The organism is Couchioplanes caeruleus (assembly GCF_003751945.1).
Lineage (GTDB): Bacteria > Actinomycetota > Actinomycetes > Mycobacteriales > Micromonosporaceae > Actinoplanes > Actinoplanes caeruleus.
Genome location: NZ_RJKL01000001.1, coordinates 4,530,152 through 4,543,329, shown reverse-complemented (window position 1 = coordinate 4,543,329; position 13,178 = coordinate 4,530,152). Strand labels below are relative to the sequence as shown.

Here is a 13,178-nt window from a genome sequence, read left to right as displayed (position 1 = left end):
GCGCGTTGCCGACAGATGCCTTGACGAAAGCGGCAACGCCGCAACGCTCCGTTAGGTCACCCTTGCTCGGGGTATTGGTCCGAAGAACACCTGTCTGTGACCCGGATTCCCGGCGGCCCGGAGGCATGGTTAGGCTAGCCTTAATAAGGTACGGTGGGTCGTCCTGACAGGTGAGGGCCCTCTGCGGCGACGGGCGAGGTGACAGCGGTGATCCGGCAGATGACGTTCTGCTCCCACCGGACTGGCGGCCGCCCGTGACCACCGCTCTCGACCGCACGCTCGCCGGGCGCTCCGCCTTCGCCGAGCGTCCCCTCGCCCCGGTCACCGCGACCCTGCGGGCGATGTTCGGTACGTCCACGGAGCTGCCGGGCCTGGCCCCCGACCTGCTCGTGGCCGACCCGACCGGCTGGCGGCCGGCCGCCGAGCTGACCGGCCACGCCCTGGACACCCTGCTCGATTCCTCCCGGCAGCGCTGGCAGGCTCAGCCGCATGCGGCCGCCGCCCTGGCCTGGAAGGCGTACACCTACTGGCTCGCGCTGCCGGCGGTGCTGGGCTGGGCCTCGGCCCGGCGCGTGCCGCTGCTGACCGGCGCCGACGTGCTGATGCACTTCGACGACCCCCGCCCGCTGGTGACGCTCGGCCTGCACCCGGACATCACGGTGGCGGTGCTGCCGTCGGACCCGCTGGCCCTGAGCGGCCTGCCCGAGGTCCGGGTGGTCCCGACCGAGGCGGCCCTGCTCGAGGAGCTGCGCCGCTCACTGCTCGACGAGCACCTGACTCCCCTGCTCGACGCCATCCACGGCAAGGTCCGGCTCGGCACGCGCACGCTGCTCGGCTCGCTGGCCTCCGGGGTCGCGTACGCCGTCCTGCGCGCCGCGGACGTGCTGCCGGGTTCGTCGGCCGGGAACATCGCCACCCTGCTGGGCGCCCTCGGCGTCGAGGATCTCATCGAGCTGGTCCCGGGTCACGCGGGACGGCTGGACGTGCAGCGCAAGACCTGCTGCCTGGCGTTCACCCTGCCCAAGCCGAAGATCTGCATGGGCTGCTGCATCCAGCAGCACTGAGGCACGGCCCCGCCTCTCGCGGCGTCCCGGCCCCGAGGGCTCAGCCCAGTATCGTCTTGGGGTCGTCGACGAGATTGCGTACGTCCCAGACCCACGCGCCCCCGGTCCACGTCGGCTGGAAGCCGAGCAGCTTCGTCATGGCGCGCAGCATGTCCATGTCACGCTCCTGCGGCGTGAGCACGATCGCTCCGGCCTTCCAGAAGCGCAGGTCCGCCAGCGTCATCTCGCGGCGCGTCGGCGTGATCTCCGGGGTCGGGTTGCCCTGCTTGATGGAGCTCATCAGGCCGCTCGTCGGGCGCCACGGCGGCGCGAACAGCGCCGTGCGGTCGGTCGGGTCGAGCGGGTTCTGGTTGGGCAGCAGGGCGTACGCGCTGGCGATCCGCATGTCGTGCCCGGTGTAGGCGCTCCACCGCAGCGGGTCCGGGTAGTTGGGGTCGGGCAGCGGCAGGGTCACCAGCGTGTGGTCATCGTCGATGTACTGACGCCAGGCGCCCGAGGTGACGAACTCCGGCACCGGCTCCATGTGGGCGGTCCGCAGCGGGGTGGGCGCCAGCGGCACCAGCGCCATCGCCACCGCGGTGATCATCCCGGCCCGGACCAGGCCGCGGGCCGAGGGCTGCGCCTTCATCAGGTCCGAGGCCTTCTGGCAGCCGAGCGCGAGGACGATGGCGATCATCGGGGCGATCGCCATGGCCCAGCGGGTGGGCACGGCGGAGCTCAGGATGGGCACGCTGTGCAGCACCGACCAAAGGCCGGGGACCTCGGTGGGCACGCCGTTCAACTGGATGCGCGGGCCCAGGGACATCGCGCCGAAGAACACGGCGAGGCCGGCCAGGGTGACCACCGCGGCGTTGCGGCGCATCCACGCCACCAGGCCGAAGAAGAGGATGACCAGGCCCCACCCGAAGAACGCGTTCTCCTCGGCGGCATTCTGCGCGAGCTTGGCGGCGGTCAGGCTGTTGCCGGCGATGGAGCGCTGCGCGTAAGCGGTGAAAGAGCCGAGGTCCGCACCGAAATAACGAACCAGCTCGGAAAGACCGTGGTAGCTCTGCGGCCCGAAGAATTGCACGCTGAGTGGATAGGCGAGCACCGCCAGCGTCGCCACGGCGGTGACGCCGAGCGCGCGCAGGAAGGGGATCACCTCGGTACGGCGGCGCCGGGTGGCGGCCATGACCGCGCAGAAGATGCCGAGGCCGACCGCCGTCATGAAGAGGATCTCGAGGTTGATGAACGCCTGCCAGACCAGCAGGCCCGCGAGGACCAGTCCCTTGCGTACGGCGTGGCCGGGCGTGCGCAGGGCCAGCGTGCGCCAGATGATCAGCGGCACCAGGAACTGCGAGACGATGTTGGGGTGCCCGCCGGCGTGCGAGATCATGCTCGGCGCGAAGGCGGCGAACAGCGCGCCTACCCAGGCGGCCAGCCGCGAGGTCACGAACTGGCGCGACAGCACCAGATACCACGAGATGCCGGTGAGCGCCAAGGCGAGGGTGAGAAACGCGTTGAACGCCACATGCGGACCGAACATCACAGTGACCGGCGTCATCGGCAGGGAAACGGCCAGCACCGAGGTGTTGGCCATCATGTTCACCCCATCGGGGTAATTCATGCGATCGGAGAAGAACGGATAAACGCCATCGGTGACCACGCGGGCACCGTGCGCCAGCATCCACTCAAAGAATGCGTGATCCTGTGGATCATCACGCAACTCATGATCAAGATTCAGCCACAACGGCGCGGTGACGAAGAGCGCTACACCAATGAAGGTGGTAATCGCGAGCACATCTCGCCACGTGAGAGAGCGCCACCAGCGCGGCCGCGGCGCGGCCGCAGGCCCCGCCTCGACCTCCGTGCGATCTGCGGGTATGACGGTGATCGGCGCGGCGGCTACCTCGGTTTCGAGGGCGATGAGCTCCGCATCCAGGTCTTCGGCGGCGACCCCGGGATCCGGCGGCAGAACGTTCCCACCGGGCGAGTGGCCTGTCGAGTCAATACCCGTAATCGTCATAGCATCGGCGAGCCTAACGGAGGTTGGTAACGGTGTTGTGACGGGCGGCCCAGGCGTGATGCACCCGATATGCGGCTGCGTTTTACCGCACCTTGACCTACGTGGTGCATGATGGGTAACGGCCCCGGGCACCCCCGGGTCAACGTCTCAATCAGGCAAAAATAGAGCGGTCACCCCCCGCTCAACTTTCGGTTGCGCGCAGCGGATGCTTAACTCTTCCGGTCCCGCTGTCAGCTCGGATCGGCAAGACGAGGGAACCTTACTTATGGCAGACATCACTGGAGACCAGAGGATCCAGTCCGAAGTGCTCGAGGGCCTCGCCATGGCCGTGAACCACCGTCGCTGGTTCGTCGAGCTAGCTCTCCCGTACCTGGGGGAGAACCCAATCGAGATCGGAAGCGGTCTCGGCGACTACGCCCTGGAGTGGGCGGAGCGCGTCCCGCGCTTCACCGCCACGGAGGCGGACCCGGATCGGCTCGTGCAGCTCAAGGAGCGCCTGGCCGACCACCCCAACATCGACGTGCGGCAGATGCTGCTCCCGGCGTCCGACGCCGCGGGTGAATACAGCGCCGCGGTGTCCTACAACGTGCTGGAGCACATCGAGGACCACGTCGGCGCGCTGCGCAGCATGGCGGAGCTGGTGCGCCCGGGCGGACGGATCATCCTGATCGTCCCGGCGTTCATGTTCGCGATGAGCCAGGTCGACATCGCGACCGGCCACATCCGCCGCTACACCAAGAAGACGATGCGGGCCGCCATGACCGAGGCCGGCCTCACCATCGAGAAGCTGCACTACGCGAACGCGCTCGGCCTCATCGGCTACTACACCGCGACGAGCATCTTCAAGCTGGCCCCGAAGGAGGGCCCGATGGTGAAGATCTACGACAGCCTGGTGCTTCCCGTCACCAAGGCCGCCGAGAGCCTCGTGAAGCCGCCGTTCGGCCAGTCGGTCTTCGTGGTCGCCAAGGTTCCCGGCTGACCCACGCGCACGGGAAAGCCCGCCCGGTCCCAGGACCCGGCGGGCTTTCCCGTGTCGCGGACGCTCAGCCCCTGACCTGATACGTCGGGCGGATCGTCGCCCGCGCCAGCGTGTGAAAGGCCAGGTTGAAGCCGACGTACGCCGGAGTCGCGTCCTCCCCGACCTCCAGGCGGTCCACGTCGAGGGCGTGCACCGCGAAGACGTACCGGTGCGCCCGGTCACCCGGAGGTGGTGCGGCACCGCCGTACCCTGCCTCGCCGTAGTCGGTGCGGATGCTGAAGGCGCCATCCGGCAGCGGGTCGACGCCACGAGGCAGCTCGGTGACCGAGGCCGGCAGGTTCACCACCACCCAGTGCCAGAACCCGCTGCCCGTGGGTGCGTCCGGGTCGAAGCAGGTCACCACGAAGCCTCGGGTCTCGGCCGGGAAGCCGGACCAGGAGAGCTGCGGAGAGAGGTTCTTGCCACCGACGCTGGGGTGCGCGTACAGCTCGTCGAGTGGCTGCCCGTCGGTGACGTCCGTGCTGGTCACCGCGAAGGAAGGAACCGGCGGGAGGATGTCGTACGGATCCGGTGCTTCGGCGCGCTCCAAGCTCATGGTCGATCGCCCTTCCGACTACGGATGGATTCAGACTGCCCCCGACGACCTCAAAATATCCGAGTGACGTGTCACACAGCTTTCGGTTCTGTCACGCCACGCTGGCGCCCGGGGAAGAAACGCACAGCTAGTGCGCGGTCCCGGGCTTGACCGGGGCGATAGTTGTGTCAGACATCCGACCGGGTTCGAGCGGCTGAGATCCCCGTGCCCGGTGGTGATCGGTCGCTGAGCGCAGCCGGTGGCCAGCAAGTCGGCACCTGTCCGCGGACAGGTGCCGACTGCTGCGTAGGGCCGAACCGTCGTCCTGGTCGCGAAGCCGGTGAGACGAATCGATCGTGCGCGCCACCTGCCACCGCGAACCGTCCAGCGTCAGCCGCCGGCCCCGGACCCGGTGGCCCCGGACCCGGCGGCCCCGGACCGGGCGGCCCCGGACCCGGCGGCCCCGGATTGCGTGCCGCGCGGTGCCGTCGTCGGCGTAGCCGAGCGCGCGCCCACGTCGACTCGGCGGGCGCGCATCTCGGTCAGAACCGCTCGATATGCAGCCCGGCGTAGAGCTTGCGATACACCACCCCGGTTCGCGGGTTGCCGGCGTCGATCATCATTCCGCGCCCCATGTACACGCCCACATGACCGCGTCCGACGACCAGATCACCGGGACGCGCCGCGGCTCGAGAGACGATGCGTGCCCGCGCCGCCTGACCGTTCGAGGAGTGCGGCAAGCGCAGGCCGGCTCGGGCGTACGCGGTCTTCGTGAAGCCGGAGCAGTCGAACGCGTGCGGGCCCTCCCCGCCGCGGGCGTAGCGCTTGCCGAGCTGGGACCGGGCGAAGGTGACGACCGACGCCATCCGCGCGGCCGAACCGACGGCGCGCTGCCCGACGGCCGCAGCCCGGTGGGTCACCCGGGGCCGGACGGCGGCTCGCTTGGCCGTCTGAGCGGCGCTTCGCTGGGCCCTCAGGGCGGCCGCTCGTTGGGCCCTCCGGGTGGCGGCTCGCTGGGCGGTGGCTCGCTGGACGGCCCTCTGGGCGGCGCTCCGGACGGCCCTCTGGGCGGCTAAGCGGCGCTCCGCCTCGGCCATACGCTGGGCGATCCCCATCGTCACCTCCGCGAGGGGACGGGGCTCCTCGTCCGCCCGTACCGTCGGAATCTGGCCGTGAACCGATGCTGCAGCAGGGCGGGTGACCGACCGGCGGGCCGCGGTTCGTGAGGCGGCGCGGTAGCCGTTGCGGGCTTCCAGGAAGGGCGTCACCGCCGCGATCGGATTGAGGGGAATCTGCGCTTCAGCAGGTGCGGCGGGTTCGAGGGCCGGTGTGCTCACGGCCAGCGCCAGGGCGCCGGCGGCCAGCACACGGCCGGTGGACGGACGGGACAGTAGGGCCTCCGAACTCGGCCCGGGGCACTCACGCGAATCCCAAGGCACGCGGAAGGTCCGCCGTGCCGGTGTCGGCCGTGGAACGGCGACAAAGGGAACCCGGGCGTTTATTGGGTAATTCCGCCGACCATGCCAACACACATTCGACGCCGCGAGAGGCGGAACCGGAAAATTCCATCCAGGTCCGGCGTCGATTTCCGCCTCTACCGGGCTCTGGCAGCTCAATGTCACCTGTCGTCACCCTCGCCACGGAGCCAGGCGGTCGGCGGCAATGTGGACCGGTCCGGTCGCGATCGCGCGCTCACCACCCGTCCTACTTGGCCGCCCCACCCGAGATAGATGATCGGGAATACTCGGCGTCATGGCAATCTCACTGCTGGACGACATCCGCGCTCTGACCCCGGCCATCCGCAAGTTGGCGCCACAGATCGAACAGGACCGGAACGTACCGTCGACAGTCATCGACCAGCTCGCCAGCCTCGGCGTCTTCAAACTCGCGGTCCCGAAGGAGTACGGCGGTTCCGAGGCGGAACCGGCCCTTCTCGTGGACGTCTTCGAGGAACTCGGACGAGCCGACGGATCGACGGGCTGGTGCGCCATGGTCGGCGCCGCGACCGGGATGACGCTGGCGTACCTGCCTCCCGCCACGGCCGGTGAGCTGTTGCGCGACCCCCGGTTCCTCATCGCCGGCGTCGCCGCACCGATGGGCCGGGCGACGCCGGTCGAGGGCGGATTCCGGCTGAGCGGGCGATGGGCGTTCGCGAGCGCCTGCCGGCACGCGACCCATCTGGTCGGCGGCATGGTCACGCCCGAGGGCGTACGCCAGGCCGTGCTGGATCCCGCCGATCTGACCATTCACGACACCTGGGATGTCGCCGGCCTGCGCGGAACGGGCAGCCACGACTTCACGGCCGACGGAATCCTCGTGCCCGCCGATCGGACGTTCACCCTGGCCGCACCGCCGGTCCAGAAAGGACCGTTGTACGCCTTCCCCGCCCTGTCGCTGCTGGCCCTCGGCATCGGTGCGGTGTCGCTGGGCGTCGCGCGGGCGGCAATCGAGGACTTCGGCGAGCTGGCCCGGAACAAGCGCAACCCGCTCGGCGGCGAGGCGATCGCGGCGAAACCCGCCGTCCGGGTTGCCATCGCGGAGGCGACGGCGCTGCACGGGGCCGGACTCGCATATCTGCGGCACGCTGTCAACGACACGGCAGCGTCGGCGGCCACGCCCGAGACGGACGCTCCGCGCCGGGCACGGCTGCGGCTCGCCATCTCCACCGCCACCCGCAACGCGGCGCGAGCGGTCGACCTCCTCTACAACGCCGCCGGAGGAAGCGCCGTGTACGAATCCAGCCCGCTGCAACGCCACTTCCGGGATGTCCACGTCGCCACCCAGCACGCCATGGTCTCCGGCGACGTCACCGAAACGGCGGGCGCGGTTCTGCTCGGCCTCGCCGACTCGGTGCCGACCACGCGACTCTGACCCGCACCCGCCGCCGCGGCGTCCCTTTCCAGAGCCCGGCCTCTCCCCCCGCGGAGCGACCCGGACCGCCGCGGCGGCGGTCCTTCGCGGTCTCAGCGCGCGTAGGGCCGGACCGCGCGGGCATCCCGTAGGGCATGGGCCCACCAGGCGAGCCGGTCCAGCATCCGCTCCGCCGCGACGACGCTCTCCGCATCGGTCGGACGGCCCTGCGCATCGAAGCACCGGCGGCCGCCGTGGAAGCTCACCGTGTCGCGCACCGTGACGGCGTGCAACTCGGCGAAGACCGGGCGCAGGTGTTCGACCGCGCGCAGGCCGCCCGACAATCCGCCGTACGAAACGAAGGCGACGGGCTTGGCCACCCACTCGGCATTGTGGTCGTCGATCGTGGCCTTGAGCGGAGCGGGGAAGCTGTGGTTGTACTCGGGGGTGACGACGACGAAGGCGTCGGCCAGCCCCAACTGCTTGGTGACGGTGCCGCTCCCCATCTCGGCCACATCGACGGTTTCGGCCTCCAGATCGCGGCGCCTACCGATCTCGGCGGCTACCCAGGCGGCGACGGTGGGACCGAACCGGCCCTCGCGGGCACTGCCGATGATGACTGCGACACGTAGCGGCGTGATATCCATGCCGGCGACGCTAAAATCTCAACCTCGGTTGAGGTCAACAACAAGTCCGTCGCGGATGCTCGAGCCGTTCGATCCGATGGCCCCTGGTGGGCCGGTCTTGCCGCGGTGGTCGTTGGCCTCCGCGGCGACGTTGCCCCTCATGTCCGCCGCGAATCAGGGGAGTAGAACGATTTTGCCGAGGTGGTCGCTGGCCTCCATCAGGCGGTGGGCTTCCGCGGCGTCCCGCATGGCGACGGTACGGTCGATGATCGGTCGGATCGCGCCGGCGTCGACGAGAGGCCAGACCATGTCGTGGACGCCTCGGACGATGCGGGACTTGTCCTTGACCGGGCGGGCACGCAGGGTCGTGGCGATGATCGAACCACGCTTCGCCATCAAGGCGCCGAAGTCGAGCTCGCCCTTGCGGCCGCCCTGCAGGCCGATGGTCACGATGCGGCCGCCGGCGGCAAGCGCGGCGATGTTCCTCGACAGGTATCTCGCCCCGATGATGTCGAGGATCACGTCGGCGCCGTGGCCCTCGGTGAAGTCGCGGGTGGCCTCGACGAAGTCGGTGCCCGTGTAGTCGACGGCGAGGTCGGCCCCAAGCGCCAGGAGCTGCTCGTGCTTCTGCTCGCGCGCGGTCACGACGACCGTCGCACCCAGGGCCTTGCCCAGTTGGATCGCGAAGGTGCCGATTCCACCGCCGCCGCCGTGCACGAGCAGTGTCTTGCCCTTGCGCAGACGGGCGATGTCGACCACATTCGACCAGACCGTGCAGGCCACCTCCGGCAACGCCGCGGCTTCCTGGAGCGACAGGCCCTGCGGAACCGGCAGCAACTGACCCGCCGGCACGGCGACCCGCTCGGCGTAGCCCCCGCCGGCCAGCAGCGCGCAGACCCGCTCGCCGATGTGGTGCCCGGTCACCTCCGGACCGACCGCCGTGATCACCCCGGAACACTCGAGCCCGGGATAGGGTGGAGCGCCCGGCGGCGGCGGATAGTGGCCCTGCCGCTGCATGACGTCCGCACGGTTGACGGCCGCGGCCGTGACCTCGACGACAACCTCACCCGGCCCCGGCTCAGGATCCGGCACCTCGGTCCAGACGAGCGCCTCGGGCCCACCCGGCTCCTCGATCACGATGGCGTGCATGCCGACAGCTTGCCCGACGGGTCTGACAAGAAACGAGATGGCGGCGCCAAGACCAGCGACCGGCGACCGGCAGTCGGCCGGTCAGACGCACGACCGGTGTCCGTTCCGCGGCACGTGCGTCGATCTGGCAGACTGAGTGCCGTCACTCGGGAGGGCTCGCCTAGTGGCCGATGGCGCCGGTCTTGAAAACCGGTGAGGCGTTCCGCGTCTCCGTGGGTTCGAATCCCACGCCCTCCGCTCGTGATCACGGCAAAGGCACCGCCGACCTGCGCGAACGCAGACCGGCGGGGCCTTGCTTGTCGATCGAGGTGGTCTCACTGAGTCCCGGTTGATCTCGCTCCGGCTGACCCGTCACGGCAAATACGCGGCAACGATCGGACGGCCTACCCGAGCTGGCCGACAGTCGCCAGTAGTTCGAGGGCTTGAGCCGGGCTGATGACCGATCTCCGATCATCCACGCTCGATGCTCAGGTGCGGGCCGAACGATCCGTTCCGGGCGTTGCATTCCTGCCCGCCAACATCAGAGCCGGTACCGAGCCCGTCCTGACGGGTGCCTCCCGGGAACAGCGATGCTCCGGCTACAGAGGTTGAAAGGCTGAGGTTCGAGTCGTCACGGTGGCTCGGGGTCGAGGGTCATGCCGGTGCCGGCGAAGAAGCCAGCGAGGAGATCGGTTTGTTGCTGGCAGGCGCGTAGCCGACGTTTGACGAGGTCGGCGAGGTGGTCGACGCCGCGGGCGGCGGTGTTGGTCAGGCCGCGTTTCATCCACCGCCAGACGCCCTCGGCCGGGTTGAGGTCCGGGGCGTAGGCGGGTAACCGGATCACGGTCAGCCACCTCCGGGCCGTGATCAGTTCCCGGATCCGGACGCTGACGTGGGTGTTCAGGTTGTCCCAGATCAGCACGATCGGTGCCCGCAAGCGTTGGTGGGCCTGATCGAGGAAGGCGATGTAGTCGTCCTCGCTGAAACTGCCACGCTCACCTTTGCGGTTTCGGTGCAGCCTCGTGCGCCACATCAACCGGCCGCGGTGTCCGGGCTTGAGGCAGACCAGCCCGGCAATCGAGACCCGCCCGGAGCCCTTGCCGGAGACCTCGACCACGGGAGTGTGCCCGCGCCGGGCCCAGGTCTTGGCCACCGGCGGCCGCATCACCTGGCCCGCCTCGTCCTGGAAACAGATCCCCGCGCCCTGAGCCGCCGCTAACCTCTTACCGACGGCCACCGCCGGCGATGCCACGTAGCGATCGCCTGAGGGTCGCGTTCGATCGCCCGACGAGTGGGAACCTGCTGGCTGTAGCCGATGCGGTGCAGCAGATACGACACTCCGCGCAGCGTGTAGGTGATCTCGAAGCGACACTCGATCAGCTCCGCGACCCTGGCGAGGGTCCAGCGGGCGTCGTCCCAGCCGTGCACGACCGGGCCGTCATCGAGCATCTCGATCAACTGTTTCTGCTGGTCGCCGGAGAGTTTGCAGTCCGAGCCGCCAGGGCCGGCCGACGCCAGAGCCGCCGTCCCGCCGGCCGTCCACCGTCGACGCCACTGGCGTACTGATTTCTCGGAAACTCGCAGCTCAGACGCAATCTGCGCGGTCGTTTGGGATTCGGCGAACATGGCCGCAGCCTGGATCCGAACCTTCTCACGCCGGACCCGGGCTGCCGCGTTCATGCCACCACCAGCCGGATACCTCATCCCTTCGGCCTACCGAACCCATCGAGATCTATCACGCCGCCACGCCGACGAACCTCAGCTATTCAACCTCTGTAGTGCGGTGTCCACGAACCTTCGCCGGGTCCACGAGGCGGCCGGATCAGGGCTGATTCCAAGCGCCAACCCGGTCAACGTTGGTGGGTCATCGCACACTAGATCTAGCTGGCGGCGCACCTCGTCCCAGCGGGACGGCGTGAGCTGCCACGCGTCCACGTCAAGGCGTGCGCCGACGCAGACCATGTACGGCGTTGCGGCCATCCACCGCTGGTCGCAGGCGTAGAGGCTGCCGCCGCGGCAGCCACGACGGCCCGGAACTCCGCGATCTGGCCGGATCCGAATGCGACACGGAGCATTGGGCCCGGACATTCACCTCTCGCCCCGCCGATCGGGGGAATGAATGTGTTTTACGAAGCCGTATGGTGGCCCACGTCATCGTCAGGGAGAGTGGTAATGCGGCTTTCAACAAGACTCAAGCAATTAGTCCGTATCGGTGCGGTCGGCGCCCTGCTGGGAACCTCGCTAGTGGTAGGACAGGCCGGTCCCGCTTCGGCCGGCGATTGCGATACCTACGGCTGCGGCGGAAGGGTCCGGAATACCTCGTCCAGCCCCATTTGGGTAACGAACTGCTGGTCCGGCTTCTCGGATTCCTACTACGGAACCTACCCGCCGTGTACGACAAACGGCTTCACCAAGTCCGCCGCAAACGCTTTCTACAGCCTGTCCGGGAACGGCTACACCCCGGATGAACTCGGGCGTTGGTACTACGACACAGATGCGTTCCTGGCGCGCCACGGATGCCTCACCACCGGCTATTTCTCCTCGGGGAGATCGATCCGTGAGGACCGGCGAGGGCCAGGGCTAGGAGACCGCTGGAGGCGGGTGTACGCCCAGGAAACCGCCTTCATCACCGGCATCGACTGCACGCCGGAGGAAGGTTTCGGCTCAACACCGCAAACCGGGATCGGCACCGCACCCTGGGAAGACGGGTTCGGCACAGCGCCGAGTGGCGGTGGCACGGATTCCGGCTCGGGCACCGGTACGACCATACCGAGCCCCGAAACCATCCCGGCGGCCTTCCAGGCCAACACCGGCTTCTTGTATACCCGCAGCGGCGCAGGCGCCATGTTCGACACCCGCTACGGCATGATGAACGGCACGAGCCCCGCCACTTCGGGTGGGCAGACCGCGTTCCAGGCCAACACCGGCTTCCTCTACACCCGCAACACCAACGGCGTCACGCTCGACACCGGCTACGGGATGATGAACGGCACCAGCCCCGCCATCTCCGGCGGCCAGATCGCCTTCCAGGCCAACACCACCATGCTCTACACCCGCAACATGAACAATGGCGCCACCCAGAACCTGCAGCTGGGCATGATGCGTGGCACCAGCCCGTCCATCGCGGGTGCCACCAGCCGGTGGCGGATCGCGTTCCAGGCCAACACCGGCTTTCTCTACACCCGGGACTCCTCCGGCGCGGTCGTGAACACCGGCTACGGCATGATGGCCGGCACCAGCCCGTCCATTACCGCCCTGCCGAGCGGCGGCTACGCCATCGCCTTCCAAGCCAACACCGGCATGCTCTGGACCATCGACGGCAACGGCCGCGCCACGGACACCCGCTACGGGATGATGAACGGCACCAGCCCGGCGATCAGCGCCACCGACACTGGATTCACCACGGCGTTCCAGGCCAATACCGGCTTCCTCTGGGTCCGCACCAGCGGCGGCGTCGCCAAGGACACCGGCTTGGGGATGATGCGCGGCACGAGCCCAGCCATCCGCGGCTACCGGATCGTGTTCCAAGCGAACACCGGCTTCCTCTGGGTCCGCGACGGCGAAAGCGCCACCGACACCCGGTACGGGATGATGGCCGGCACCAACCCGGCCGTCTGACCCGGGGCCGCACGGTGCCGCCCCCGCCGGATCCTTTCCGGCGGGGGCGGCTGCGTCTGCAGACGAACAGCTCGGTGACGACCTCGCCGAATACGCGACGGCGGGCCTGTCAAACAAGTTGGTGTAACAGCGGCTAGAGAACATGAATGGTTGAGGTTGGCCGACGTGGTTGCGTGACGCGGGTCGGTGGTCGGACTCTGCTGGTGGGATGCTGTATCCAGACGGTGGCGGGTTGACCGATGCGGCGCGGGCTCGGCGGCAGGTGGTCTAGCTGTAGCAGGCTTAATCTGGTCTCGACGGGCGCGGCCACGCCGGTCTACGGCCGTCTTCTGCG

Annotated in this window: 11 protein-coding genes and 1 tRNA gene; 5 read left to right on the top strand and 7 right to left on the bottom strand. The window is 68.9% G+C overall.

Annotation, left to right across the window (positions count from 1 at the left end; translation table 11 throughout):
- Nucleotides 1-341: 341 nt before the first annotated feature.
- Nucleotides 342-1,064, top strand: coding sequence for an IucA/IucC family C-terminal-domain containing protein (locus EDD30_RS20340; protein WP_123678829.1), 723 nt, complete (start codon nucleotides 342-344; stop codon nucleotides 1,062-1,064).
- A gap of 40 nt (nucleotides 1,065-1,104) precedes the next feature.
- Here the strand turns inward: EDD30_RS20340 and EDD30_RS20335 are convergent, their stop codons facing one another.
- Nucleotides 1,105-2,937, bottom strand: a complete 1,833-nt coding sequence (locus tag EDD30_RS20335; RefSeq protein ID WP_425321278.1) for a DUF6311 domain-containing protein — start codon at nucleotides 2,935-2,937, stop codon at nucleotides 1,105-1,107.
- Nucleotides 2,938-3,334: 397 nt separating this feature from the next.
- Here EDD30_RS20335 and EDD30_RS20330 point away from each other — a divergent pair, with 397 nt between their 5' ends.
- Nucleotides 3,335-4,048 carry a class I SAM-dependent methyltransferase gene (locus tag EDD30_RS20330; protein ID WP_071803118.1) on the top strand — a complete coding sequence of 238 codons (714 nt, stop codon included), beginning with the start codon at nucleotides 3,335-3,337 and terminating at the stop codon, nucleotides 4,046-4,048.
- A gap of 64 nt (nucleotides 4,049-4,112) precedes the next feature.
- Here the strand turns inward: EDD30_RS20330 and EDD30_RS20325 are convergent, their stop codons facing one another.
- Entirely contained in the window at nucleotides 4,113-4,643 is a 531-nt protein-coding gene (locus EDD30_RS20325; RefSeq protein WP_071803119.1) for a YbhB/YbcL family Raf kinase inhibitor-like protein, read from the bottom strand.
- 521 nt (nucleotides 4,644-5,164) lie between these two features.
- Nucleotides 5,165-5,989 carry a C40 family peptidase gene (locus tag EDD30_RS40730; RefSeq protein ID WP_244945326.1) on the bottom strand — a complete coding sequence of 275 codons (825 nt, stop codon included), beginning with the start codon at nucleotides 5,987-5,989 and terminating at the stop codon, nucleotides 5,165-5,167.
- Nucleotides 5,990-6,374: 385 nt separating this feature from the next.
- Here EDD30_RS40730 and EDD30_RS20310 point away from each other — a divergent pair, with 385 nt between their 5' ends.
- The gene (locus tag EDD30_RS20310) at nucleotides 6,375-7,493 is read left to right on the top strand and encodes an acyl-CoA dehydrogenase family protein (RefSeq protein WP_071803121.1); all 1,119 of its coding nucleotides are present in this window, start codon (nucleotides 6,375-6,377) and stop codon (nucleotides 7,491-7,493) included.
- A gap of 92 nt (nucleotides 7,494-7,585) precedes the next feature.
- Here EDD30_RS20310 and EDD30_RS20305 read toward each other — a convergent pair whose 3' ends face one another.
- Nucleotides 7,586-8,119: an NADPH-dependent FMN reductase gene (locus EDD30_RS20305; RefSeq protein WP_071803122.1), complete on the bottom strand. Its 534-nt coding sequence runs from the start codon at nucleotides 8,117-8,119 to the stop codon at nucleotides 7,586-7,588.
- A gap of 153 nt (nucleotides 8,120-8,272) precedes the next feature.
- Entirely contained in the window at nucleotides 8,273-9,247 is a 975-nt protein-coding gene (locus EDD30_RS20300) for an NAD(P)H-quinone oxidoreductase (protein ID WP_071803123.1), read from the bottom strand.
- A 149-nt stretch (nucleotides 9,248-9,396) separates the two neighbouring features.
- On the opposite strand from EDD30_RS20300, the gene EDD30_RS20295 reads away from it, so the two are divergent.
- Nucleotides 9,397-9,484, top strand: a tRNA-Ser gene (locus tag EDD30_RS20295).
- Nucleotides 9,485-9,857: 373 nt separating this feature from the next.
- Here the strand turns inward: EDD30_RS20295 and EDD30_RS20290 are convergent.
- The gene (locus EDD30_RS20290; RefSeq protein ID WP_244945325.1) at nucleotides 9,858-10,478 is read right to left on the bottom strand and encodes a transposase; all 621 of its coding nucleotides are present in this window, start codon (nucleotides 10,476-10,478) and stop codon (nucleotides 9,858-9,860) included.
- A complete protein-coding gene (locus EDD30_RS20285) occupies nucleotides 10,442-10,906 on the bottom strand; it encodes a winged helix-turn-helix domain-containing protein (protein ID WP_280526161.1) in 465 nt (154 codons plus the stop codon). Before EDD30_RS20285 ends, EDD30_RS20290 begins: the two co-directional genes overlap by 37 nt.
- 492 nt (nucleotides 10,907-11,398) lie before the next feature.
- On the opposite strand from EDD30_RS20285, the gene EDD30_RS20280 reads away from it, so the two are divergent.
- Nucleotides 11,399-12,844, top strand: a complete 1,446-nt coding sequence (locus tag EDD30_RS20280) for a hypothetical protein (RefSeq protein WP_143162795.1) — start codon at nucleotides 11,399-11,401, stop codon at nucleotides 12,842-12,844.
- The last annotated feature ends 334 nt before the right edge of the window (nucleotides 12,845-13,178 follow it).